Source organism: Streptomyces globisporus C-1027, from assembly GCF_000261345.2.
Lineage (GTDB): Bacteria > Actinomycetota > Actinomycetes > Streptomycetales > Streptomycetaceae > Streptomyces > Streptomyces pakalii.
Genome location: NZ_CP013738.1, coordinates 2,568,791 through 2,594,838 on the forward strand (window position 1 = coordinate 2,568,791; position 26,048 = coordinate 2,594,838).

At 73.3% G+C, this 26,048-nt stretch carries 17 protein-coding genes; 16 read left to right on the forward strand and 1 reads right to left on the reverse strand.

All coding sequences use genetic code 11. The annotated features are described in order from the left end of the window. Positions 1 to 14 precede the first annotated feature (14 nt). From WQO_RS11090 to WQO_RS11150, 12 genes are all read left to right on the forward strand, one after another. Entirely contained in the window at positions 15 to 1,346 is a 1,332-nt protein-coding gene (locus tag WQO_RS11090) for an ABC transporter substrate-binding protein (protein WP_010063022.1), read from the forward strand. Positions 1,347 to 1,353: 7 nt separating this feature from the next. Next, the gene (locus tag WQO_RS11095) at positions 1,354 to 2,295 is read left to right on the forward strand and encodes a carbohydrate ABC transporter permease (protein ID WP_010063023.1); all 942 of its coding nucleotides are present in this window, start codon (positions 1,354 to 1,356) and stop codon (positions 2,293 to 2,295) included. Between the two features lie 3 nt (positions 2,296 to 2,298). Next, complete coding sequence (locus tag WQO_RS11100; RefSeq protein WP_010063024.1) at positions 2,299 to 3,210, forward strand: carbohydrate ABC transporter permease; 912 nt, start codon at positions 2,299 to 2,301, stop codon at positions 3,208 to 3,210. Position 3,211: 1 nt separating this feature from the next. After that, entirely contained in the window at positions 3,212 to 4,477 is a 1,266-nt protein-coding gene (locus tag WQO_RS11105; protein WP_010063025.1) for a 6-phospho-beta-glucosidase, read from the forward strand. Continuing rightward, positions 4,468 to 5,442 (forward strand): N-acetylglucosamine kinase, encoded by a 975-nt coding sequence (locus WQO_RS11110; protein WP_010063026.1) that lies wholly within the window; start codon positions 4,468 to 4,470, stop codon positions 5,440 to 5,442. Before WQO_RS11105 ends, WQO_RS11110 begins: the two co-directional genes overlap by 10 nt. A gap of 322 nt (positions 5,443 to 5,764) precedes the next feature. Further along, entirely contained in the window at positions 5,765 to 7,150 is a 1,386-nt protein-coding gene (locus tag WQO_RS11115) for a hypothetical protein (RefSeq protein WP_010063027.1), read from the forward strand. Positions 7,151 to 7,161: 11 nt separating this feature from the next. Beyond that, entirely contained in the window at positions 7,162 to 8,196 is a 1,035-nt protein-coding gene (locus tag WQO_RS11120; protein WP_010063028.1) for a glutamate ABC transporter substrate-binding protein, read from the forward strand. 139 nt (positions 8,197 to 8,335) lie between these two features. Next, positions 8,336 to 9,688 carry a coiled-coil domain-containing protein gene (locus tag WQO_RS11125; RefSeq protein WP_029182545.1) on the forward strand — a complete coding sequence of 451 codons (1,353 nt, stop codon included), beginning with the start codon at positions 8,336 to 8,338 and terminating at the stop codon, positions 9,686 to 9,688. After that, entirely contained in the window at positions 9,685 to 12,549 is a 2,865-nt protein-coding gene (locus tag WQO_RS11135) for a serine/threonine-protein kinase (RefSeq protein ID WP_079055538.1), read from the forward strand. Before WQO_RS11125 ends, WQO_RS11135 begins: the two co-directional genes overlap by 4 nt. Positions 12,550 to 12,551: 2 nt before the next feature. After that, positions 12,552 to 14,003, forward strand: coding sequence for a PP2C family protein-serine/threonine phosphatase (locus WQO_RS11140; RefSeq protein ID WP_058954205.1), 1,452 nt, complete (start codon positions 12,552 to 12,554; stop codon positions 14,001 to 14,003). A 19-nt stretch (positions 14,004 to 14,022) separates the two neighbouring features. Then, positions 14,023 to 15,378: a vWA domain-containing protein gene (locus WQO_RS11145; protein ID WP_010063035.1), complete on the forward strand. Its 1,356-nt coding sequence runs from the start codon at positions 14,023 to 14,025 to the stop codon at positions 15,376 to 15,378. 86 nt (positions 15,379 to 15,464) lie between these two features. Then, on the forward strand, positions 15,465 to 16,868 hold the full coding sequence (locus WQO_RS11150; RefSeq protein ID WP_010063036.1) for an FHA domain-containing protein: 1,404 nt from the start codon (positions 15,465 to 15,467) through the stop codon (positions 16,866 to 16,868). Positions 16,869 to 16,971: 103 nt separating this feature from the next. On the opposite strand, the gene WQO_RS11155 is transcribed toward WQO_RS11150, so the two are convergent. Further along, positions 16,972 to 17,976 (reverse strand): methyltransferase domain-containing protein, encoded by a 1,005-nt coding sequence (locus WQO_RS11155; RefSeq protein WP_010063037.1) that lies wholly within the window; start codon positions 17,974 to 17,976, stop codon positions 16,972 to 16,974. Positions 17,977 to 18,091: 115 nt separating this feature from the next. Between WQO_RS11155 and WQO_RS11160 the strand changes: the two genes are divergently transcribed. From WQO_RS11160 to WQO_RS11175, 4 genes are all read left to right on the forward strand, one after another. After that, positions 18,092 to 18,496, forward strand: a complete 405-nt coding sequence (locus tag WQO_RS11160; protein WP_003969111.1) for a globin — start codon at positions 18,092 to 18,094, stop codon at positions 18,494 to 18,496. 212 nt (positions 18,497 to 18,708) lie between these two features. Continuing rightward, the gene (locus tag WQO_RS11165; protein ID WP_010063039.1) at positions 18,709 to 22,077 is read left to right on the forward strand and encodes an FtsX-like permease family protein; all 3,369 of its coding nucleotides are present in this window, start codon (positions 18,709 to 18,711) and stop codon (positions 22,075 to 22,077) included. Between the two features lies 1 nt (position 22,078). Further along, on the forward strand, positions 22,079 to 24,949 hold the full coding sequence (locus tag WQO_RS11170) for a hypothetical protein (RefSeq protein WP_010063040.1): 2,871 nt from the start codon (positions 22,079 to 22,081) through the stop codon (positions 24,947 to 24,949). Continuing rightward, a complete protein-coding gene (locus WQO_RS11175) occupies positions 24,946 to 25,986 on the forward strand; it encodes an ABC transporter ATP-binding protein (RefSeq protein WP_010063041.1) in 1,041 nt (346 codons plus the stop codon). Before WQO_RS11170 ends, WQO_RS11175 begins: the two co-directional genes overlap by 4 nt. Positions 25,987 to 26,048: the final 62 nt, after the last annotated feature.

Here is a 26,048-nt window from a genome sequence, read left to right on the forward strand (position 1 = left end):
CTGGGAGTTTCGTCATGCGCACCAGCCGTCTCACCACCACCGCTGTCGCCGTCGCCGCGATATCGGTGCTCGCCACCGCGTGTACCGGATCGTCCGAGGCCGGCGCCTCCGACGATCCGGACGCGAAGACCACCATCAACTTCTGGCACGGCTGGAGCGCGCCCGCCGAGGTGAAGGCGGTCCAGGACAACATCGACCGGTTCGAGAAGGCCCACCCGAACATCACGGTGAAGGTCTCCGGCAACATCAACGACGACAAGCTCAACCAGGCGCTGCGCGCGGGCGGTTCGGACGGGCCGGACGTGGTCTCGTCCTTCACCACGGCCAACGTCGGCAAGTTCTGCTCGTCCGGCGCCTTCACCGACCTCAAGCCGTTCATCGAGAAGTCGAAGCTGGACCTGGAGAAGACCTTCCCGAAGGTCCTCCTGGACTACACCCAGTTCGAGGGCAAGCGCTGCGCCCTGCCGCTGCTCACCGACGCCTACGGCCTCTACTACAACAAGGACGCGTTCGAGAAGGCCGGGATCACCGCGCCGCCGAAGACGATGTCCGAACTGGCCGACGTGGCGAAGAAGCTGACGGTCGCGAAGGGCGACACCTACCAGCAGCTCGGCTTCATGCCGAACTTCCACGGCTACGAGACCGTCGTCAGCCACTACATGCCCTCGTGGAACCACGCCTACTTCGACGAGAACGGCAAGTCCAACATCGCCAAGGACCCGGCGTTCGCCAAGATGTTCACGTACCAGAAGAAGCTGGTGGACAGCCTCGGCGGTTACAGCAAGCTGGAGAAGTACCGGGGCACCTTCGGTGACGAGTGGGGCGCCAAGCACCCGTTCCACACCGGCCAGGTGGCCATGCAGCTGGACGGCGAGTGGCGGCTCGGGATGGCCGAGGACGCCGGGGCGGACTTCGAGATCGGGGTCGCGCCGATGCCCGTCGCGGACGACGAGGCGGACAGCTACGGCAAGGGCTACCTCTCCGGCACCATCGTGGGCATCGCCCCGGCCAGCAAGAAGCAGAACGCCGCCTGGGAGCTGGTCAAGTTCATGACCACCGACACCGAGGCGGTCGTCAACTTCTCCAACGGCATCCGGAACGTGCCCTCCACCCTGGAGGCGCTGAAGTCGCCCGACCTGAAGTTCGACCCGCGCTTCAAGACCTTCCTGGACATCGCCCAGCACCCCAAGTCCAGCACCTCCGACGGGGCCGTCAACGGGGCCACGTACCAGCTGACCCTCCAGGACTTCGGCTACCAGTACGAGAAGGGCGCGGTGAAGGACCTCCAGGCGGGTCTGGAGAAGACCGCGCGGCAGATCGACACCGACATCGCCAAGGCCAAGTAGCCCGACGATGACGACGCACACCCTCCGCTCCAAGCGCCGCAGGTCGGCGCTGCGGAACGCGGCCTTCATGTCGCCGTGGCTGATCGGGTTCTCGTTCTTCTTCGCCTACCCGATGGTCTCGACGGTCTACTTCTCCTTCACCTCGTACGACGGGTTCGGCGCCCCCGCCTTCAACGGGCTGACGAACTGGACGTACGTCTTCCAGGACTACCCGATGTTCTGGCCGTCGCTGTGGAACACACTCTGGCTGGTGCTCGTCGTGGTCACCTGCCGGGTCGTGTTCGGCCTCGGGATCGGGCTGCTGATCACGAAGATCAAGACGGGCACCGGGGTCTTCCGCACCCTGTTCTACCTGCCCTATCTGGCCCCGCCGGTCGCCGCGACGCTCGCCTTCGTCTTTCTCCTCAACCCCGGCACCGGGCCGGTCAACGCGATCCTCGGGGACTTCGGACTGCCGACGCCCGGCTGGTTCAACGACGCCTCCTGGTCCAAGCCGGCGCTCACCATGCTCGCGGTGTGGGGCATCGGGGACCTGATGGTCATCTTCATGGCCTCGCTGCTGGATGTGCCGACCGAGCAGTACGAGGCGGCGGAGCTGGACGGGGCGTCCGCCTGGCAGAAGTTCCGCTTCGTGACCCTGCCGAACATCTCACCCATCGTGCTGTTCGCGGTGGTGACGGGCGTCATCCAGGCGATGCAGTACTACACCCAGCCGCTGGTCGCCGGAAAGGTCGCCTCCGGGGTCATCGGCGGCTCCGGCCAGTCCTTCGAACCCGGCTATCCCGACAAGTCGACACTGACGCTTCCGCAGCTCGTCTACAACCTGGGCTTCCAGCGCTTCGACTACGGCGCCGCCTGTGTCGTCGCCCTCGTCCTGTTCGCCCTGGCCATGGCCTTCACGGCGCTGCTGATGCGGGGCCGCAACAACCTGATCTCGGCGGGTGACTGAGCCATGACCGACCTCCTCGACCCTGTCCGCAAAGCCGCTGCCGTCGCCCCGGAGCGCCCCGCGCGGACGCCCGCCGCCCGCACCGCCCGCCGCAAGGCGCTGCTGCACTGGATCGCCGTGCACTCCCTCGGGATCGCCGCCGCGCTCTTCTTCGTGCTGCCGTTCGTCTTCGTGGTGCTGACCTCGCTGATGAGCGACCAGCAGGCGCTGACCCGCGACCTCACCCCGAACACCTGGGAGTGGGGCAACTACGAACGGGTCTTCAAAACCCCGGGCTTCCTGACCTGGTGGCGCAACACCCTGCTGTACGCGGGCCTCGGCACCGTCCTCACCGTGGTGTCGTCGATCCCGGTGGCGTACGCGCTGGCGAAGTTCCGCTTCCGGGGCCGCAAGCTGTCACTGATGCTCGTCATCTCGATGATGATGCTGCCGCCGCAGGTCGTCATCATCCCGATGTACCTGTTCTGGGCCAAGCAGATGGACCTGTCCGGCACCTTGTGGCCGCTGATCATCCCGATGGCCTTCGGCGACGCGTTCTCCATCTTCCTGCTGCGCCAGTTCCTGCTGACCATCCCGAACGAATACCTGGACGCCGCGAAGGTCGACGGCTGCGGTGAGTTCCGTACGCTGATGAAGGTCGTCCTGCCGATGGCCAGGCCAGGGATCGCGGCCATCGCCCTCTTCCAGTTCTTCGCCGCCTGGAACGACTACTTCGGACCACAGATCTACGCCTCGGAGAACCCGGCCGCCTGGACGCTCAGTTACGGCCTCGAATCTTTCAAGGGCGCGCACCACACCGACTGGAACCTGACCATGGCCGCGACCGTTCTGGTCATGGCCCCCGTGATCGCCGTCTTCTTCTTCGCCCAGAAGGCATTCGTCGAGGGCGTCACACTGACCGGAGTAAAGGGCTGACATGAAGCTCGCAGTAGTGGGTGGCGGGTCCACCTACACCCCTGAACTGATCGACGGATTCGCCCGGCTGCGGGACACGCTGCCGATCGAGGAGCTGGTGCTCGTCGACCCGGCGGCCGACCGCCTGGAGCTGGTCTCCGGCCTCGCCCGGCGGATCTTCGCCAAGCAGGACCACGCCGGGAAGATCACGACGACCACCGACATCGACGCGGGCGTCGCCGGCGCCGACGCGGTCCTGCTCCAGCTGCGCGTCGGCGGACAGGCCGCGCGCAACCAGGACGAGACCTGGCCGCTGGAGTGCGGCTGCGTCGGCCAGGAGACCACCGGCGCCGGCGGCCTCGCCAAGGCGCTGCGCACCGTGCCGGTCGTCCTGGACATCGCCGAGCGGGTCCGCCGCACCAACCCGGACGCCTGGATCATCGACTTCACCAACCCGGTCGGCATCGTCACCCGCGCCCTCCTCCAGGCCGGGCACAAGGCCGTCGGCCTGTGCAACGTGGCGATCGGCTTCCAGCGGAAGTTCGCCCGGCTGCTGGAGGTGGAGCCGGGCCAGGTGCACCTCGACCACGTCGGGCTCAACCATCTGAGCTGGGAGCTGGGGGTGCGCCTCGGCGGCCCGGACGGCGAGAACGTCCTGCCGAAGCTGCTCGCGGAGCACGGCGACGCCATCGCGGACGACCTCCACATGCCACGGAAGCTGGTGGACCGGCTCGGCGTCGTCCCCTCCTACTACCTGCGCTACTTCTACGCCCACGACGAGGTGGTGAGGGAGCTCGGCACGAAGCCGTCGCGGGCCGCCGAGGTCGCGGCGATGGAGAAGGAACTGCTCGCGATGTACGGCGACCCGGCGCTCGACGAGAAGCCCGAGCTGCTCGCCAAGCGCGGCGGCGCGTTCTACTCCGAGGCGGCCGTGGACCTGGCGGCCTCGCTGCTGGGCGACGGCGGCTCCCCGGTCCAGGTGGTCAACACGTACAACAACGGGACCCTGCCGTTCCTCCCGGACGACGCGGTGATCGAGACGCAGGCCCGGGTCGGCCGCGACGGGGCCACGCCGCTGGCCGTCCCGGCGCTGGACCCGCTGTACGCCGGTCTCATCGCGAACGTCACGGCGTACGAGGACCTCGCCCTGGAAGCCGCGCTGCGCGGGGGCCGGGACCGGGTCTTCAAGGCGCTGCTCGCCCACCCGCTGATCGGTCAGTTCGACTACGCCGAGGGCCTCACCGACCGGCTGATCGCGCACAACCGGGAGCACCTGGCGTGGGCGTGAACGTGTCGGTCGTCGCCATCGACGCGGGCAACAGCAAGACCGATGTGGCACTGATCGGCGAGGACGGCACGGTGCTGGCCACGGCACGCGGCGGCGGTTTCCAGCCGCCCGTGATCGGGGTGGAGGCCGCGATCGACGTGCTGGCCGGGGTGCTGGAGCGGGCGGTCGCGGAGCTGCCGGCTCCGCCCGTCCTCTCCGGTCATGTCTCGGCGTGCCTGGCCAACGCCGATCTGCCGGTCGAGGAGGCCGAGTTGGCCGCCGCACTGGGGGCGCGTGGGTGGGGCTCCTCGGTGGAGGTGCGCAACGACACCTTCGCGATCCTGCGCGCCGGGGTGGACGAGCCCCGGGGCGTCGCGGTGGTGTGCGGGGCCGGGATCAACTGCGTGGGCATGACCCCGGACGGGCGGACCGCCCGCTTCCCCGCGATCGGACGGATCTCCGGTGACTGGGGCGGCGGTTCGGGGCTCGCGGAGGAGGCGCTGTGGTTCGCCGCGCGCGCCGAGGACGGGCGGGGCGAGGCTTCGGAGCTGGCCCGCGCGCTGCCGCGCCACTTCGGGCTCGACTCGATGTACGGGCTGATCGAGGCGCTGCACCGGGGCGCGATCCCGCTGGGGCGGCGGCACGAGCTGACGCCGGTGCTGTTCGCGACGGCGGAGGCCGGGGATCCGGTGGCGGCCGCGCTGGTGAAGCGGCAGGCGCACGAGGTGGTGGCGATGGCCTCGGTCGCGCTGGACCGCCTCGATCTGCTGGAGGAGGAGGTTCCGGTGCTGCTCGGCGGCAGTGTGCTGGCCGCGCGGCACCCGCAGCTCAACGACCGGATCGCCGCGCTGCTGGCGGCCCGCGCCCCGAAGGCCGAGGTGCGCGTCGTGTCCGAGCCGCCGGTGCTGGGCGCGGCGCTGCTGGGCCTGGACCGGACGGGCGCGGGTCCGGAGGTCCACCGGAGGCTGCGCGCGCGGTACGCCTGAGGGTTCCGGTGCACCGCTCGTCGGGGAAACGCCGGGGAAACGTCCCTCCACGCAGACCGCGTGGGGGGACGCTTCTCGTTCGTTCCTCGTTCCTGCCTCGTTCCTTCCTCGTACGGGTGAACGACTGGCGTACGAGGGGCGCGAGGGAACCGATCGGGCTTCTGGAACGTGTACCTGATGGGAAGTCCGTTCGCTTATGGGGATGTATCCGGGCACGTTGTGCTGCTTGCCTTGATCGGCCGCGTCCGCCCTGATCGAATGCGGGGACTGATGACGGGGACGGGACGGGGACCCAACTGTCAGTGACCGAGGGGGAGGTCGAGTGACACACCCGCCGAGCGGCGGCTCGCAGACGTCGCGTACGCCGGACCCGGTGTCCGGGCACGTCGCCGTGCCCGCACAGCGCACCACGTGGACCGCGCAGGCGCAGCGCCTGCGCGCCGTGGCGACCACCGAGCCCGGCCGGCTCCAGATCATCGGGGCCGTTCTGGCCCTGCTGGTCGTCGCGTTCGGCGCGGTGACCACGCTGGAGATGGCGCAGCGGGCCTCCTCGGCCGACGACGTGGTCAGTCGCAGCCAGCCGCTCAGCGCCGACGCGGCGGACATCTACCGCTTCCTGGCGGACGCGGACACCACGGCGGCCAGCGGGTTCCTCGCGGGGGCGCAGGAGCCGGAGGCGGTGCAGGAGCAGTATCGGAAGGACATCGAGGAGGCGGCCCGGCTGCTGGTGAAGGCGTCGGGGAGCACCGACTCCGCCAGTGCGTCCAGCCGTGAGATAGCCACCCTCAACAAGCTGCTCCCGGTGTACACGGGCCTGATCGAGCGCGCCCGAGCCAACAACCGCCAGGGCCTCCCGCTGGGCGGCGCCTATCTCCGGTACGCGAACCAGAAGATGACCGGCGAGATGCTCCCCGCAGCCGAGCGGCTGTACGCGGCGGAGACGGGCCGGTTGGAGAGCGACTCGGCCGACGCCCGGCAGTGGCCGCTGTGGTCGATCGGGGCCGGGATCGTCGTGCTGGGGGCGCTGGGGTGGATGCAGTGGCGCACCTACCGCCGGACGAACCGGGTGCTGAACCACGGGCTGCTGGCGGCGACGGCCGCCGCATCGGTGGTGGTGCTCTGGCTGGCCGTGGGGCACACGGTGGCGCGCTCGGAGCTGCGGTCGGCGATGGTGCACGGTCAGGAGTCGCTGGACGTCCTCAACGACGCCCGGATCAACTCCCTGAAGGCGCGCGCCAACGAGAACCTCACGCTGGTGGCGCGGGGCGCGGTGCTGACGCCCGACGGCTCCGCCGACCAGTACGAGGCGGACTACAGCTCGGGGATGAAGGCGCTGAAGGCGCAGCTGGAGAAGGCCGAGCGGCTCGCGGACGACGACAGCGGGAGCGCGCCGGTGGCCACGGCGGCGGAGGGCGTGGCGCAGTGGCAGGCGCGGCACCGCGAGGCCCGGGCCACGGACGACCGGGGCGACTACGACGGCGCGCTGGCGCAGATCATCGGGGCGGAGAAGTCCACCGGGCAGTCCTTCCAGCAGGTGGACGCCGCGCTGGAGAAGGCGCTCGCCCATGAGCAGGGCGAGTTCACCTCGGCGGCGAAGGACGGGCGCGGGGCCCTGCGGGGCCTGCCGACCGGGGCCGCGGCCCTGGCGGTGCTGGGGGCCGTCGCCGTGATCGTCGGGGTCAACCGCAGGCTCTCGGAGTACCGGTGAGAGGGGCAGCGATGAGCAGGTCCGAGGACCGGCCCGGGCGCGGCGGCCTGCGCGGCTGGGGCGGGGTGACGGGGATGGCGGTGGCGTGCGCGGTCACCGCCGCGGTCACGCTGCTGCCGCTGGCCCACCACGACGGCGGATCGGCCGGGGCGGGCACGTCGGGCGGGGTCGTGACGGCCGACCGGACCAGGGCGGATGCGTGCACGGAGCCGGAGGCGAGCCTGCCCGCGTCCGGCGCCGACGGGCCGAGCATCGACAAGATCAAGGAGCGCGGCAAGCTGATAGCGGGCGTCGACCAGAACAGCTTCCGCTGGGGCTACCGCAATCCGGAGAGCGGGGATCTGGAGGGGTTCGACATCGATCTGGTGCGGGCCATCGCCGACGACCTCCTGGGCGACCCGGACGCGGTGATCTTCCGGGCCATCCCGACCAACCAGCGCATCGCCGCCCTGGAGAACGACCGGGTCGACGTCGTCGTGCGGACGATGACGATCAACTGCAAGCGGCTTGAGCAGGTCTCCTTCTCCACCGCGTACTTCCAGGCCGGGCAGCAGGTGCTCGCGCCCAAGGAGTCTCCGATCACCGGCTACGACGCCTCGCTGAAGGGCAAGCGGGTCTGCTCGGCCGAGGGCTCCACGGCGTATGAGGCGCTGGAGGGGAGGTCCTTCGGGGCGCTCTTCAAGGACGACTTCGACGGCACCGAGCGCGACCCGGACCGGCTGACCGTGCCCAACCAGCTGGACTGCCTGGTGCGGCTCCAGCTCGGCGAGGTCGACGCGGTCGTCACGGACAACGCCCTGGCGGCCGGGCAGGCGGCGCAGGACCCGGCGGTGGAGCTCAAGGGGAAGGATCCGTTCACCACGGAGTACTACGGCGTCGCCACGAAGAAGGGCTCCGACGATCTGGTGGCCCGGGTCAACAAGGTCCTCGTCGACTACCGGGCGGGCGGCAAGGACAGCGCCTGGATGCGGTCCTACGAGAAGTGGCTGGCGACCGGCCTGCCCGGGATCACCGCACCGCCCGCCCCCAAGTACCGCACCGACTGACCCGGTGACATCGCGGCACCCGCGCCGCGGCACCGTGCACCACAGCAGCGAACCGACCGGAACGAGCGGACCGGAGCAGACCGAAGCAGACCGATCCCGCGGGCCCACCGGCCCCGCGGGGAGAGCGGAGAGGTGATCGATGGGCGTCGCGGGATCCTTCCCCAGCTTCGCGGGGAGGCCCCCCGGACCGGTCATGGACCGGGAGGAGGCGGACCGTGCGCTGGCCCGGCTCGGGGCGGAGCACGAGGCCATCGAGACCTCGCTCCTCGCGCTCCAGGACCATGCCGGGCGCCGGCTCCTGGAGGGCGCCGAGCTGACCGGCGTCACCCGGGAGCGCTGGGCCGCCACCGAGCAGTCGATCACCCGCCTGTGGGGGTACTTCGACGCGTACGCGGGGGCGCTGTCCGAGGCCCGCGAGATCCGTGCGCGCCGCCGCCACCCCAACCGGGAGGACCTCTCCGCGCTGACCGAGCTGCTGCGCGGCGAGTCGGTCACGGTCGCCAACCCGGGTGCGGTGCCGCCGCCTTCGGCCGACGGCCCGGCCCGGCTCTCCGAGCGGTTCTCGCTCCAGGAGCTGGTCGCCCGGATGAACGAGCTGTACGCCAGGTCGCTGGACATGGTCGTCGCCTCCGACTCCGTCTGGTCGGCGCTGCCCGCCCGTATCGACCTGCTCGCGGCCGAGCTGCACCGGACGCGTTCGCTGGCGCACTCGGTGGGGGTGCGGCCCGGGGAGCATCCGGCCGGGGACGATCTGGCGGAGATCACCGAGGAGCTGACGACGCTGCGGGTGCAGGTGATCTCGGACCCGCTGGCGTTCTGGCTGCCGGGTCCTGGCAGCGCCGCGCCCGGCGGCGGCCGCCCCGACACCTCGCGCTACGACCGGGCCGCCCGCGCCCTGGAGGACGTACGGCGCGAGATCGAGGCGGTGCTCGCGGTACGGCAGGACGCGGAGGCGCGCCTGGTGCGGCTGCGGGACGTGCTCTCGCGGGCCGACCGCACCCTGACGGAGGCGCGGGCGGCGCGCGGCGAGGTGCTGGCGAAGATCGCCGCATCCGAGGTGCCCGCGGTCAGCGGTCCGCCGACCGCTCTCCAGGAGCGTCTGGCGGCCGCGTCGGAACACCGCAGGCACGCCCAGTGGCACCGGCTGTCGCCGCTGCTGGAGTCCCTGGAGCAGGAGGCCGAGGACGAACTGCTGCGTGCCCGTGAGTCGTTGACCTCGGTGACCGCGCCGCTGGCGGTCCGTGCCGAGCTGCGCGGCCGGCTCGACGCGTACAAGGCGAAGGTGGCCCGGCACGGCCTGGCGGAGGACCCGCTGCTGATCGAGCGGTACGACGCGGCGCGCCGCATGCTGTGGAGTGCGCCGTGCGATCTGCGGGTCGCCGAGCAGGCCGTCCTGCGTTACCAGCACGCGGTCGCGGAGTCGCTGCCGTCGCGCCGGCCCGACGGACCGCAGGGTGGGCAAGGCGCGGGCGAACAGGGGGAATCACGATGAGTACGCAGTGCCAGCGCCCCGCGTGCGAGGGCGACTACGAGGACATGGGCGGCGGTGAGCTGTACTGCGACACCTGCGGTCTGGCTCCGGTCGTCTCGCCGACGGGGATGGTCTCCTCGCCGCCGACCGGGATCGCCGGGGGTGGCCGGGCGAGCAGCCGGGACAGTGCCTCGCAGCGCTCCGGCTCCCGTGCCTCCGCGCGGTCCTCGTCCCGTTCGTCGACCTCGCGCCGTTCGGTCTCCGGCCGGCTGTCGCGTTCGCTGTCCGGGGCGTCGACCTCCCGTTCGGTCTCGGTGCGCTCCTCCGGCTCGACGTCGGCGGCCTCGGCCCGGGGGCGGCTCGGCGTGGGTCTGGTGGAGGTCCCGGACGTCCCCCGGCCCGATCCGCGTACGGCGGTGATGGAGCGGGCGGAGGTGCCCGAGCGCAAGCGGTTCTGCTCGCGTTCGGACTGCGGGGCCCCGGTGGGCCGTTCGCGCGGTGAGCGGGAGGGCCGCACCGAGGGGTTCTGCACCAAGTGCGGCCACCCGTACTCCTTCGTGCCGAAGCTGAGCGGCGGCGACATCGTGCACGGCCAGTACGAGGTCGTGGGCTGCCTGGCGCACGGCGGTCTCGGCTGGGTGTATCTCGCGGTGGACCGGGCCGTCTCCGACCGCTGGGTGGTCCTCAAGGGCCTGCTGGACACCGGCGACCAGGACGCGATGGCCGCCGCGATCTCCGAGCGCCGCTTCCTCGCCGAGATCGAGCACTCCAACATCGTGCGGATCTACAACTTCGTCGAGCACCTGGACCAGCGCACCGGCTCCCTCGACGGCTACATCGTCATGGAGTACGTCGGCGGCAAGGCCCTCAAGGAGATCGCCAACGAGCGCCGCACCCCGGCCGGGAAGCGTGACCCGCTGCCGGTGGAGCAGGCCTGCGCGTACGGGATCGAGGCGCTGGAGGCGCTCGGTCATCTGCACAGCCGCAATCTGCTCTACTGCGACTTCAAGGTCGACAACGCGATCCAGACCGAGGACCAGCTCAAGCTGATCGACATGGGCGCGGTGCGCCGGATGGACGACGACGAGTCCGCGATCTACGGCACGGTCGGCTACCAGGCCCCCGAGGTGGCGGAGCTGGGCCCGTCGGTCGCCTCCGACCTGTACACGGTGGCCCGGACGCTGGCGGTCCTCACCTTCGACTTCCAGGGGTACACGAACGTCTTCGTGGACTCGCTGCCGGACCCGGACACCATCGAGGTGTTGCGCACCTACGAGTCGTTCTACCGGCTGCTGGTGCGGGCCACCGACCCGGACCCGGCCCGCCGGTTCGGCTCCGCCGCGGAGATGGCCGAGCAGCTGACGGGGGTGCTGCGGGAGGTCGTGGCGCTGCAGACCGGCCGGCCGCGCCCGGCCCTGTCGACGCTGTTCGGCGCGGAACTGCGCGTGGTCGACACGGAGTTGTTCGCCCCGCAGACGGACGACGTCTCGCAGCTGGGCGGCCGGGACACCGGCTCCGCGCGGGGCGGGACGCTGGGCCGCCGCAAGGGCCGCGGTGGTCAGCCGGCCGGCATTCCCGCGCAGGCCGGCGCGGGGCAGGTCCACGGCGGTGCGGCTCCGGTCGCGCCGGGGGCCGTGACGTCCGCGGTGGCCGGGGCGCTGCCGGTGGGCGCGCAGCCGTCCGGCCCGGCGGGGGGTCACGCGGCGGGCGCCGCTCCCCTGGCCGTGCCGCCGACCCATGTCCGGGGCTCCGCGCCGGGCGGCGGGGCGCCGCCCCCGTACGCTCCCCCGGCGCACGCTCCTGTTCCGGCGCCCCGGGCGCCCGGCCAGGCCCCGGTCGCCGCCCCCGGCCCGTACGCCACCGGTCCCTCGGCCGGACCGTACGTCCAGACCGCCCCGGCCGGACCGTACGGCCCCGGCGGGGGTGTCCGGCTCGCCCCGTTCGACGCCCCGGCCACCGCGTTGGCGCTGCCGGTCCCGCGGGTCGACGCGACGGACCCGAACGCCGGTTTCCTCGCGGGTCTGATGGCCTCCGCCCCGGCCGAGCTGATCACCGCCCTGGACACGGTCCCCGTCCCCTCGCTGGAGACCCGGCTGCGGGAGCTGCGGGCCCGGCTGGAGATGCGGGAGCCGGATGCGGCCGCCCGTGCGCTGACCACCCTGGAGGGTGAACACGCGGACGACTGGCGGGTCGTCTGGTATCGGGGCGTCACCTCGCTGGTGACCGGCGACCACGAGACGGCGGCGCTCTCCTTCGACGCGGTCTACGACGCGTTCCCCGGGGAGATGGCGCCCAAGCTGGCGCTCGGGATCTGTGCGGAGGTGCTGGGCCAGCTGGACAACGCCGCCGAGTACTACCGCCTGGTGTGGGCGACCGATCCCGGGTTCGTCAGCGCCGCGTTCGGCCTGGCCCGGGTGCAGATCGCCGCCGGGGAGCGGGGTGCAGCGGTGAGCAGCCTGGAGTCGGTGCCGGAGGCCTCGATCCACTACACGGCGGCACGGGTCGCCGCCGTCCGGGCGCGGCTGCGCGAGCGCTCGCACCGGGAACCGCTGCTGACGGATCTGTCGGCCGCCGGGGGCCAGGTGACCGCTCTGGACGCCTTCGGTCTGGACCCGGTGCGGCGCGAGCAGTTGTCGACGGAGGTACTGGGCAAGGCGCTCGACTGGGTACTCTCCGGTAGTCCCGGTGTCCCGGGGCCGGGCGGACCGGCCGCCGGTCCGCCGGATGCACGGAAACTGCTCGGCGCCGAACTGACCGAGCGGGGACTGCGGTTCGGGCTGGAACGCTCGTACCGGATGCTCGCCCGGCTCGCGCAGCGGGGCGACGAGAGGATCGAACTGGTGGAGCGGGCCAACCGTTTCCGCCCCCGGACGTGGGTGTGAAGATGTCTCAGAGCCACCAGCAGCCCGCCCTGTCGAAGTGCCCCGGCTGCGACGAACCGCCGGCCGCGGGTGACCTGTTCTGCGGGGCGTGCGGCTACGACCTCTCGGCCGTGCCCGCGCGCGCGGGTGACCGGCCCACGATGGCCATCACCGTGCCCCCGGCCGCGTCGGGGTCCGAGGCAGTGCGGTGGCCCGCCGCCGCGGAGACCGACAGTTCGGACGTGCCCGCGCCCGTGCACCGTCCGTCGGACCTGCCGGGGACGGACTCGGGCGGCAGGCCCCTGGCGGACCAGGAGCAGCAGCGGGAACAGGCCCAGGAGCCGAGTGCGGCGGCCGGGCAGGGCGCGCCGACAGGGCCCAGGCCGGGGCCCGTCGGCGGTCCTGAGCCGTCGGCCGTTCCGGTGCGCCACGACGACCGGGCGGAGCCGGGCGGTGCGGAGCACTCCGGTGACTTCGCGCTGGCCGCGCCCGATCCCCGTACGGCCGAGCACACCGCGGCGGCCGCCGCTCCCACCGCCGGGGGGAAGGTCTGTGTGGCCTGCCGCTCCGGCCGGGTGGACCCCGACGGCTACTGCGAGAACTGCGGGCACGCCCAGCCCCGTGAGCGCGACCACATGGAGCAGGAGCTCGGCTCGGTGGCCGCGGTGAGCGACCGGGGCCTGCGCCACCACCGCAACGAGGACTCCTTCGCGGTGTCCTCGACCGCGCTGCCGGACGGTTCGCCCGCCGTGGTCGCGATCGTCTGCGACGGCGTCTCCTCCGCGAGCCGCCCCGACGAGGCGTCGGCCGCCGCCGCGAACGCCGCCAACGAGTCGCTGCTGGCGTCCCTGCCGCGCGGCACGCATCCACAGCAGGCGATGCACGAGGCGATCGTCGCCGCGTCCGAGGCGGTCAACGCCCTGGCGCAGGAGCCGGCCGGGGCGATGGAGCACGACGCGCACCGCCACCAGAACGCCCCGGCCTGCACCCTGGTCGGCGCGGTCATGGCGGGCGAGCTGCTGATCGTCGGCTGGGTCGGCGACAGCCGGGTCTACTGGGTGCCCGAGGACCGGAGCCGGCCGACCGCCCGGCTCACCGAGGACGACTCCTGGGCCGCGCAGATGGTGGCGGCCGGCCTGATGAACGAGGCGGAGGCGTACGCGGACGAGCGCGCCCACGCCATCACCGGCTGGCTCGGCGCCGACGCGTACGAACTGGAGCCGCACACCGCCGCGTTCAAGCCGGACCGGCCGGGCCTGGTCGTCGTGTGCACGGACGGCCTGTGGAACTACGCCGAGTCCGCCGAGGAGATGGCCGCCGCGGTCCCGGACGACGCCCAGGAACACCCGTTGCGCGGCGCCCAGGTGCTCGTCGGACACGCGCTCGACGGCGGGGGCCACGACAACGTAACCGTGGCACTTCTGCCGTTCGCCGTCCGGCCGCAAGGGGCAGGATCGGCCTGCGAAACCGTTTGAGCCTCAAGGAGCCGACCAGATGGCCAACTTCTCCAAGTCGCAGGTGCCGCAGTTCTCCGTCGAGGTGTACCAGAACGAGTTCCTGCCCGAGGGCGGCCGTGAGGTCAACGCGATCGTCACCGTGACCTCGACCGGCGGCGGCACCACCGGCGGAATACCGCTGGCGGACGCGGCGCCCGCGTACGGGGCCGGGCAGGGGCCCGGCGCGGCCGTGGTGCTGATGGTCGACTGCTCGGGCTCGATGGACTACCCGCCGACGAAGATGCGCAACGCGCGCGACGCGACGGCCGCGGCCATCGGCACCCTGCGCGAGGGGACCCGATTCGCGGTGGTCGCCGGAACGCATGTGGCCAAGGACGTCTATCCGGGCAACGGCCGGCTCGCGGTCGCCGACGCGCAGACGAAAGCGCAGGCCAAGGAGGCCCTGCGGAAGCTGAGCGCGGGCGGAGGCACCGCGATCGGCACCTGGCTGCGGCTGGCGGACCGGCTGCTGAACTCGGCCGACGTCTCCATCCGGCACGGCATCCTGCTGACCGACGGCCGCAACGAGCACGAGTCGCCCGAGGACCTGCGGGCGGCCATGGACTCGTGCGCGGGCCGGTTCACCTGCGACGCCCGCGGGGTCGGCACCGACTGGGAGGTGAAGGAGGTCACCGGCATAGCCGCCGCCCTCCTCGGCACGGCCGACATCGTCGCCGACCCCGCGGGGCTGGCCGCGGACTTCACGCACATGATGGAGAACGCCATGGGCAAGGAGGTCGCGGACGTCGCGCTGCGGCTCTGGACCCCGGTGGGCGTGGAGATCCGGTTCGTGAAGCAGGTCGCACCGACCGTCGCCGACCTGACCGCCCGGCGCACCGAGGCGAACGCCCGGGCCGGGGACTACCCGACCGGTTCCTGGGGCGACGAGTCCCGCGACTACCACGTGTGCGTCCTGGTGCCGGAGGCCGGGATCGGCCAGGAGATGCTGGCGGCCCGGGTCTCGCTGATCCTGCCCGGCCCCGCGGGCGCGGGCACGCCGCAGACGCTGTCGCAGGGGCTCGTACGGGCCGTGTGGACGGACGACATGGTGGCGTCGACCTCGATCAATCCGCAGGTCGCGCACTACACGGGGCAGGCGGAACTGGCACAGGTCATCCAGCAGGGGCTGGACGCACGCAAGTCGGGCGACTTCGACGGCGCGACGGCGAAGCTGGGCCGTGCGGTGCAGCTGGCGTCGGCGTCCGGGAACCAGGACACCGCGAAGCTGCTTTCGAAGGTGGTCGACGTCGTCGATGCCGCGACAGGTACTGTGCGACTGAAGGCGAAGGTCGCGGAAGCGGACGAGATGACCCTCGAAACGCGCTCCACCAAGACCGTTCGCGTCAAGAAGTAGCACAATTCGATCGCCTCGCGGTCAAGGCACCGCGACCGACAGCATGCGGCCTCCGCGGCCGGTAGAGGAGAGGGGGAAGCGCCGACATGCCGACCTGCCCGAACGGACACCAGTCGGGTTCCGAGGACTGGTGCGAGGTCTGCGGACACCGCATGACGACCGGCGGTGCGCCCGCGGGCGCGGTGCCCCCGCCGCCTCCTCCGCCGCCCGCGCCCGGTTACGGCTACCCGCAGCCGGGTTCCGGCACCGGTGGCGGACAGCCCACCATGCAGGCGGAGCTCTGCCCGCAGTGCCGTACGCCGCGTGAGGCGATGGCGCCGTTCTGCGAGGAGTGCCGCTGGAACTTCCTCACCAGCACGGCGACCTCCTACACCCCGCTGGCCCCGCAGCACAGCACGCCCAGCGGCCCGCCGCCCGGCCTCAACCTGCCGCCCGGCTTCCAGGCGCAGGGCCCCGGCGGTCAGCCCGGCCCCGGCGGTCCTGGTGGCCCCGGCGGTCAGCCCGGTCCTGGTGGTCCCGGTGGTCCCGGTGCGCAGGGCGGTCCGCCCGGCGCGCCTCAGCAGCGCGACCCGTTCGACTACCAGGGCTCGCGGCCCTCGCAGATGAACCGTCCCGCCGAGCCGCTCACCCCGGAGCAGAACGGTCCGCAGGGGAACAGCGGTCCGCAGGGGAACGGTGGCCAGGGCGGTCCTCCGCAGTCGTTCCAGCAGGGTCCCCCGCCGTCCGCGTTCCAGCAGCAGGGCGCGCCGTCGGCGCGTTCGCCGTTCGAACCGCAGCAGTCGGCTCCGTCGCCGTTCGAGCCCCAGCAGGCCTCGCCCTTCGCGCCGCCGCAGCAGCATCAGCAGTCGGCGCCGCCCGCGCCTCCGCAGTCGTCGGGGCATGCCGGCGGCGGGGACGACTGGATGCTGTCGCCGCCCTCCCAGGCGCAGCCGCCCCAGCAGTTCCAGCAGCCGGGTCCCCACCAGGGCCAGGGCCAGCCAGGTCACCCGGGCCAGGGCCAGGGTCATCAGCAGCACGGGCAGGACCAGGGGTACGACCAGGGTCAGCAGCACGGTGTGCCCGGCCAGGGCAGGCCGCAGCAGCCCGCCACGTGGACCGCCGTGATCGCCCCTGACCGTGCGTACTTCCTCGCGATGATGCAGCGCAGCGGCCCCGAGGCGACCGGGCTGAACCTGCCCGCGTACTCCCCGGAGCAGCGCCTTCCGCTCACCGGCAGCCAGGTCACCATCGGTCGTCGCCGGCAGAGCACCGGCGAGTCCCCGGACGTCGATCTGTCGGTGCCCCCGGAGGACCCGGGCGTCTCGCACCAGCACGCGGTGCTGGTGCAGCAGCCCGACGGCGGCTGGGCGGTCGTCGACCAGAACTCCACCAACGGCACCACGCTGAACGGCGCCGAGGAGCCGATCCAGCCCTACGTCCCCGTGCCGCTCCAGGACGGCGACCAGGTGCACGTCGGGGCCTGGACGACGATCACGGTCCGCCGGGACTGATACCGCCGGGCCGGCACGCGCGGGAGCCAAGCACACACCGGGCCCGCGCAGAAGCCCGACCACACGCCGGGCCAGGCAGGACGCCGGTGCTCGCCGCCCCCGTTCACCGACCGGCGGCGAGCGGCCAGGTGTAGGGGCCCTGCGGATCGTCGAGCCAGGCCCACTGCCGGCCCTGGCCGACCGTGATGCCGTACCTCTCCCGCTGCGGGCGCCCCTCGCGCTCCCAGAGGGAGAGGGCCTCGTGCGGATCGAGGGTGCCCGCGGTCAGCGTCAGGAGGAACCGGAACAGGTCGTCCCCGGCCACCCGGCGCGGCAGTCCGCCGAGGTGCGGCAGCCCGTCGGCCAGCGGCAGCGCCCCGCGCAGGGGCACGAAGTACGCCGGGGTGTGCAGAAAGTGCCCCTCGGCGCGCGGTCCGTGCGCCGTCGCGCGGACCTCCAGCAGGACCAGGCCGGTGGCGAGCGGCGCGAGGACCAGCGCCCCCGGACGGCACTGTTCCGGCCAGCTCTGCGGTACGGAGGGCAGGGTGCAGGTCGCGATGATCCGGTCGTACGGGGCGCGCTCGGGGCAGCCCAGGGCGCCGTCGCCGGTGATCACCGTCGGGTGGTACCCGGCCGCGGCGAGGTGGGCGCGGGCCGACTCCGTGATCTCCGGGTCCAGATCGACGCTGGTCACGGCGGGGTCCCCGAGCCGGTGGGCGAGCAGGGCCGCGTTGTAGCCGGGGCCGGTGCCGATCTCCAGGACCGTGTGTCCGTCCGCCACATCGAGGGCGTCGAGCATCAGGGCCATGAGGGACGGCTGGCTGGAGGACGAGACGAGTTCGCCGTCCTTGAGCCAGGTGGCCAGCGCCCCGTCCGCGTACACCCCGTGCAGCCAGCGTGAGCGTTGCCCGGGGTCGGCGCCCTCGGCCCCGAGGCGTTCGTAGCCCCCGATCCCGTGCACGTAGAAGAACGGCACGAACAGATGGCGGGGCACCTCGGCGAAGGCGGTGCGCCAGGCGGGATCGGTGAGTCCGCCCCGCGCGACGATCTCCCGCACGAGGGCGTCCCGCGCCGCGTCGGCCTCGGCGTCGGGAGCGGATGGGGAGGGGCCCTGCCGGTGTGCACCCATGTCTCCACTGTCCTGCGCCGGAGGCGTGGGGGCGAGAGGGGAAGCGCACGGCCGGATACCGGACGTTGGTCCTAGGACCGCTGACCTCGGGCGGTGCGTCTGCGACCATGGACGGGTGACTGAGATTCCGCGCGACACGCTTCAGGAGCAGACCTTCTACGAGCAGGTCGGCGGCGAGGCGACCTTCCGGCGCCTGGTCCACCGCTTCTACGAGGGCGTGGCGGGCGACGAGCTGCTGCGGCCGATGTATCCGGAGGAGGATCTGGGCCCGGCCGAGGAGCGGTTCGCGCTGTTCCTGATGCAGTACTGGGGCGGCCCGCGCACCTACAGCGACCACCGGGGCCACCCGCGGCTGCGGATGCGGCACGCGCCGTTCCGGGTGGACCGCGCGGCCCACGACGCCTGGCTCGCCCATATGCGGGTCGCGCTGGACGAGCTGGGGCTCGCGCCCGAGCACGAGCGGCAGCTGTGGGACTACCTGACGTACGCCGCCGCCTCGATGGTCAACACCGCGGACTGACCGCTTCCGGACGTCGGCGGATCACCGACCGGCGACCACGTGAACGTTCTGTGACCGCACGCCTCCGGAATTCGACGCTCCACCTCCGGATAACGATCACGATCGCATCAAGGTGCGCCTGTAAGCGGTTACCGAAACCCAGGTGCCTCTGAAAGCATCACCGGTACGTCGGGGGGCGTGCGCATGCGGTGTTTCCGGGGCTGGGGGATCAGGTGACGGGTTTCGTCCTTCTGCGGGTGCGGGCTCATCGCCTGTTGCTCTCCGCGGCCGTCCTCGCCGTCCTGCTGACCACCTCCGTCCTGGCCGCGCTCACCGCGTTCTCGGGTTCCGTCGGGGACGCGGCCCTGCGCCACACGCTCACCCACCGGTCGGCCGCGGCCGCCGCTCTCGTCGTGTCCGCGTCGGTCGACCACGAACAGCGCGCGGAGGCCGACGAGGCCGTCCGCACAGCCTCCCGAGACGCCTTCGACGGGCTGCCCGTGACCGTGGGGAAGCTGGAGAGTTCGGGCTCGTACGCGCTGCCGCGGAGCCTCCAGGACCCGGCCGCCCGGCGCGGTGAACCGGATCTCACCCACTTCGCCGCCCTCGACCGCGACCGGGTGCGGATCACGGAGGGCAGGGCGCCCTCCGCCTCCGACGGCACCGGCCCCGTACAGATCGCGCTGCCCGTCGTCGCCGCCGAGGCGCTGAAGCTGAAGCCCGGCGCCCGGCTCACCGTCACCGACCGGCTGCACGACGACAAGAAGCAGCGGGTCCTGGTCACCGGTGTCTACGAGGCGGCCGACCGGTCCGACCCGTACTGGCAGTTGGACCCGCTCGGCGGGCGCGGGGTGCGCAAGCTCGCCTTCACGACGTACGGCCCGCTGCTCACCGACCCCTCGGTCCTCGCCTCGGGCGCTCTCGGCGGCGGGCAGACGTCCTGGCTGGCGGCAGCCGACTTCGCCACACTGACCACCGGCTCCATGGCGGGGCTGCGGGACGCGTCGGCCGGCGCCCCGAAGGCGCTGGCGGCCGCCCCGGTGTTCAAGGCCGGTGTCACCGCGCGGATGCCTCTGCCGACCGTGCTCGACCAGCTCGACCGGGCGCTGCTGGTCTCCCGTTCCACGCTGATGATCGTCGCGGTGCAGCTGGTACTGCTCGCCGCGTACGCCCTGCTGCTCGTGGCCCGGCTGCTGAACAGCGAGCGGGACGGCGAGCGGGAACTGCTGCGGGCCCGGGGCGGTTCGCGGGGCCGGATCACCTCGTTCGCCGCGATCGAGGCGCTGCTGCTGGCCGTGCCCGCCGCCGTGGTCGCCCCGCTGCTCGCGGGGCCGCTGACCGGGCTGCTGGCCGAGCGCAGCGCCCTGTCCCGGATCGGCCTCGACGTCGGCGCTGCCTCGACCGGAACGGTGTGGCTGGTCTCCGCGGCCGTCGCGCTGGCCTGTGCCCTGGCCGTGGTGGCCCCGTCGCTGACGGCCTGGGCGGGCGGGCGCCGGACCCGGGCCGCTTCGCTGCCGGGGCCGGTGCGGGCGGGCGCGGACCTCGGGCTGCTGCTGATCGCGGGGGTGGCGTACTGGCAGCTGGACCGGCAGGCCGGCGGCGGGGCGCTCACCGGCGACCGGGCGGGCAACCTCGGGATCGACCCTCTGCTGGTCACCGCCCCGGCCCTCGCGCTGCTCGCCGGAACGGTTCTCACGCTGCGGCTGCTGCCGCCCGCGGCGCGGCTCGCGGAACGGCGTGCGGCCAAGGGCCGGGGGCTGCCCGCGGCCCTGGCGGGCTGGCAGTTCAGCCGCCGCCCGTTGCGGGGCGCGGGTCCGGTGCTGCTGCTGGTCCTGTCGGTCGCGATGGGCATGCTGGCGATCGGACAGAGCGCCTCGTGGAACCGTTCGCAGTCCGACCAGGCCGACTTCGGCTCCGGCGCCTCGGTCCGGCTGGTGGGCGGGCACGGCAGCGGTCCGGCGTCGGCCGGGACCTACAGCGGCCTGGACGGGGTGCGGCAGGCGGCCCCCGCCCACCGGACGACGGTGGAGGCCTCCGGGGGGCGCACGGCCGAGATCCTGGCCCTGGACACCGCCCACGCGGACGAGGGGATGCTGATGCGCTCCGACCTCGCCGGCGGAAGCCCGCGCCGGGTGTTCGACACCATCGCCCCGAAGCGGACCCCGCGTCCCGGGCTCGTCCTCCCGAAGGACAGCACCCGGGTGCGGATGGACCTGCGGATCACCACGGTGTCGCCGAAGCGCTCCGAGGCCGCCCCCGGCACATCGCCGCCGGTGGTCACCGTGCTGCTGGAGGACCGCTACGGCCTCCCCTACCGGTTCCTGGCCGGCCCCGTGCCCGTGGACGGCCGCCCGGTCCCGGTGTCGTTCGCGGTGTCGGCGGCGGGCGGGCTGGCCGTGACAGGCATCGAGGTGGACGACGAACCGCCCGCCGGCCGGGCGGAGAAGCGCCGGGTCGCGGTGAGCGACGTCCGCGTGGTCACGGGATCCGGCGACGGCGAAGCGTCGGGCTCCGGCTCCCCCGCAGGATCTGAAGGCTCCGCTGGCTCCGAGGACTCCGCAGGCCAGGGACGCCCGGAACGCCCGGTCCCGGCCTCCGGATCGGTGCGCTGGGACGCGTCGATGGCGCTCACCGACCGCGGTGACAGCCGGCCGGGCACGACGCCGGTGCGCAACGGGACAGCGGGACTGCCGGACTTCACGTACGACACCGGGGTGCGCACCAAGGACACCTGGGAGCCGACCACCAGCACCCTGCGGATCACCGCCGCCCGGCCGAAGGCCGCGCCCCTCAAGGCGGTCGCGACGGACGCCTATCTGAAGAGCACGAACGCGAAGCTGGGCGACGAGATCGACCTCACCCTGGCCGGGAACACCGTCCGGGTGACCCTGGCGGACGCGGTGCGCCGGCTGCCCACCACCGGAACCGCCGAGCTGTCCGGCACCGCGGACCCGGCGCAGTACGGCGGCGCGCTGCTGCTGGACCTCAAGGCCGTCACCGAGCTCCTGGCCGGGCGGACGACGGCCACCATCGAGGCGACCGAGTGGTGGCTGAGCGCGGCCCCCGGCGACGCGCCGAAGGTCGCCGCCGCCCTGCGCGCGCTGCCGGACACCGACCCGGCCCAGGTGCTGGTCCGGGCCGAGGCCGCCCAGCAGTTGGTGGACGACCCGCTGGGGGCGGGGCCGCAGTCGGCGCTGCCCGCCGTCGCGGTGGTCGCCGCCGCGCTGGCGGCGGTCGGCTTCGCGGTCAGCGCCTCGGGCTCCCGGCGCGAACGGGCGGCGGAGCTAGGCGTGTTGCGGGCGCTCGGTGCCCCGCGCCGCCAGCTGGCCCGGATGATCGCCGCAGAACAGGGCGTGCTGATCGCCCTCGCCCTGCTGATCGGGCTCGGCATCGGCACGGTGCTGACCCGGGCCGTCGTCCCGCTCATCGTCCTGACCGGGCAGGCGGACCGGCCTGTTCCGCCGGTGCTGGTCGAGCTGCCCGCCGGGCAGGTCGCCGCGCTGCTGGCCGGGGTCGCCGCCCTGCCGCTCGTGATCGTCGCGACGATGGCGCTGCGCCGCGGGGACCCGGCGGTCACACTGCGCCACCAGGGGGACCACTGACATGAGGGACGGCAAGCGGGCGGCGAGCGCGCCCTGGATACGGACCCGGCTGCGTACCGCACCGGGCGCCGCGGTGGCCCTCGCGGTGCTGGTGCTGGTGACGGCGTTCCTCGCCGCGGCGTTCCCGCGGGCCGTGGACGCGTACGAGACGAAGGGGCTCCGCCACGACATCCGGCTGGCCGACGCGGGGCGCAGCGCCGTGGAGGTCTCCCGTCCCCAGCCCGGACTGGAACTGCCGCGGGAGCAGCGGGAGGCCGGAGTTCGGACGCCCGAGCTGAAGCGGGTCGGCGGTGCGCTCGGCAAGGCCCTGCCCGAACCGCTGCGCGCGGACATGTCGTCCGTGGCGTACGGCCTGCGCACCATGAAGCCGGTCCTGGCGACCGAGCCGTGGCTGCCGAGGCCCGACACGGTGCCGCCGCAGCTCTCGTACACGGCGCAGACGGGGCTCAAGGAGCACGCCCGGCTGGTCAAGGGGGCCTGGCCGACGACGCCCGACGCGGTGACGGCCGGCTCCCGTGCGGTGCGGGGCGCGGTCACCGAGGAGACGGCGGCCGCGCTGAACATGAAGGTCGGCTCGGCCCTCCGACTGCCCACCGCCGTCGGGGGTCCGCTGACGGTGACCATCACGGGCATCGTCGCCCCCCGTGACCCGGGCGGCAGTTACTGGTCCGCCGATCCGCTGGTGCGCACCCCGTCCCTGATCCCGGACCCCGCGAGCCCCTTCCCGCAGAACTACTGGACCGGCACCGTCCTGCTGGCCGAGGACGCCGGGCCCGCGCTCCTGGCCACCGCCACCGAACCGTCCCTGTTCTGGCGGTTCCCGCCCGCCCCCTCCGCGCTCACCGGCCCCGACGGCGCCCGGCTGACGGCCGTCGTCAACTCGCTGGAGAGCGGACCCGGGCTGCTGAAGGTGCGGGCGATCGCCGGGGACACGGCGGAGGTCCTCACCGGGCTCGGGCACATCGTGCAGGCCAACGCGCGGATGCGGGACGCGATCAGCCCCGTGATCGCGGTGGCCGCCCTCGGCATCGGCTCCGTGGCGGCCGTCGTCCTGGTGATGACGGGCGCCCTGACCGCCGCCCGCCGCAAGGCCGAACTGGCCCTGATGCGCTCGCGTGGCGGCTCGCTGCGCGGTATCGGCGGCCGTCTGCTCGCGGAGACCGCGGTGACCGTGGTGCCCGCGAGCGCGCTCGGCCTGCTCCTCGCGGTCCTGGCCGTGGGCGAGGGCCGCTGGTGGCCTGCGGCGCTGGCGGCGGCGGGCGTCGGGCTTCTCGTCTGCGTCGCGCTGCCGCTGCGGACGACGCTCCAGCACATCCGGCCCACCCTGCACGGCGCCCGCGAGGACATGGTGAGCGCCCGGCCCTCGCGTCGGCGGACCGTCGCCGAACTGACCCTGCTGGTGCTGGCGGTCGGCGCGGTGACGGCGCTGCGCCGTCGCGGTACGTCCGGGGGCGGCACCGATCTGCTGGTCAGCGGCGCTCCTGTGCTGGTCGCGCTGATCGCGGCGCTGGTGCTGGTGCGGCTCTATCCGTTGCCCCTGCGGCTCGCCGCACGCCCCATGGCCCGGCTGCGCGGGGCGATCGGCTTCCTGTCGCTGGCCCGGGCCGGACGTTCCTCGGCCGGTGGGGCGCTGCCGCTGCTGGCCCTGCTGCTGGCGCTGGCCACGGCGGCGTTCGGCGGCTCGGTGATCGCCGGGATCGGGGACGCGCGGGACGACGCGGCGCTGACGGCCGTCGGCGCGGACGCCCGGGTCAGCGGGAAGAGCGAGCGGGCGACCCTGCCCGACGAACTGGTCAGCACGGTGCGCGATCTGGACGGGGTGCGGAACGCGGCGCCGCTGCGGATCGAGTTCGGCGTGACCATGCCGGAGACGGCGGCCGGTGACGGCGGGGCGGGCAGTGGTCCGGACGACAGCGGTACGGATACGGGTCCGGGCGCGGACACCGGTGGCGGCGACGCGGCCGCGGCGAGGGCCACGACCATGGTGGGCGTCGACCCGGCCTCGTACACCCGGCTGGCCCGCACGACCGGGCTGCCGGACTTCCCGAGCGGCCTGCTGAAGGCCACCGGCCCCTCGGCCCCGCTGCCCGAGGGCGCGAAGTCCGTACCGGAGCGGGTGCTGCCGGTCATCGCCTCCCCGGCGGTGGCGGCCCGTCTGGGCAAGGAGCAGCACGCGGTCGACACCCTGTCCGGGAACTTCAAGGTCCAGGTGGTGGGGACCGTCGAGCGGGTGGCGTCGCTCGCCTCCACGAACTTCCTGATCGTCAACTCCGCCTCCCTGGAGGAGCGGGCGCCCACCACGCTGCTGCTCACCGGCGCCCCGGACCCGGGGAAGCTGCGCGCGGCGGCCGACGGGAACGACGAGGAGTTCGTCGTACAGCTGCGTTCCGAGGAGCGCGCGCGGTATGTCAACACCCCGATGCAGGCGGGGGCCGGGCGGATCTATCTGGCGGCCGTCGCGGCGGGCGCCGGATACGCGCTGCTGGCCGTCCTGCTGTCGCTGCTCCAGACCGCGCCCGAGCGCAAGACGCTGCTGGCGCGGCTGCGGACGATGGGGCTCACCACCGGGCAGGGCAGGCGGCTGCTGGCCTTCGAGGCGACCCCGCAGGCGCTGCTGGCGGCGGGCGGCGGCCTGCTCACCGGCTGGGCGACCATCGTCCTGCTCTCCCCCGGCATCGATCTGGTGCCACTCGCGCTCGCGGGCGTCGCCGGATCGGACACGAGCCCCGTCACGCTGCGCGCCGACCTCTGGTCGCTGGCGCTGCCGGCCGCCGGGGTGGTCGCGCTCGCCGCCGCGGTCGCGGGCGTGCAGGCGTGGTGGGCGAGCCGCCGCGGATCGATCACCGAACTCAGGGCAGGAGACTCCCGATGACCTCGTCCACCGAGACGGCAGGCACGCCCCGCGCGGCCGAGACGACGCTGGCGGAGCTGGAGCGGCGGGCCGCGGCCCGCCGGGACCGCCCCTCCTACGGGCACGACGCGCTGATCGCCTGCGACCGGGTGGTGCGGATCTTCACCACGGACGGGGTGGAGGTACAGGCCCTCCAGGGTCTCGATCTGCTGGTCACCGAGGGCGAGTTGATGGCCCTGGTGGGGGCGTCGGGCAGCGGCAAGTCGACGCTGATGAACATCCTGGCGGGGCTGGACGTGCCGACGGCGGGCTCGGCGAAGGTCGCGGGCTGCGATCTGCTGTCGATGGGCCCGAAGGAACGGCTGCGCTACCGGCGGGACGTGGTCGGGTTCGTCTGGCAGCAGACCGCCCGCAATCTGCTCCCGTATCTCACCGCGATCCAGAACATCACCCTGCCCATGCAGTTGCGCGGCGGGGGGAACAAGCGCGAACGGGCCGCCCGCGCCGAGTCGTTGCTCGCCATGCTCGACATCGCGGACTGCCGCGACCGGCGGCCCCAGCAGCTCTCCGGCGGGCAGCAGCAGCGGGTGGCGATCGCGGTGGCGCTGGCCAACAACCCGTCCGTGCTGCTGGCGGACGAGCCGACCGGTGAGCTGGACTCGGCCACCGGGGAGCAGGTCTTCGCCGCGTTCCGGCGCGCCAACGAGGAGTTGGGCACCTCGATCGTGATCGTCACCCATGACCAGGCGGTCGCGAACGAGGTCCGGCGTACGGTCGCCATCCGCGACGGCCGTACGTCCTCCGAGGTGCTGCGCCGTACGGAGGTGGACGCGGCGACGGGCCAGGAGTCGCAGGTGGCCCGGGAGTACGCGATGCTCGACCGGGCGGGACGGCTCCAGTTGCCCGCGGACTACACGCAGGCGCTGGGTATGGAGCACCGGGTGCTGCTGGAGCTGGAGCAGGACCACATCGGCGTCTGGCCGGACGCGCACGGCGCTCCGGAGAAGCCGGAGGGGTCTTCGGACCCGCAGGAGAAGCGGGAGAAGCAGGCGAAGTAGCGGCGGAGGCGGCCGGCCTCGCCGATCCGGCCGATCCGGCGGTCGGCCCGGTCAGCCGGGCC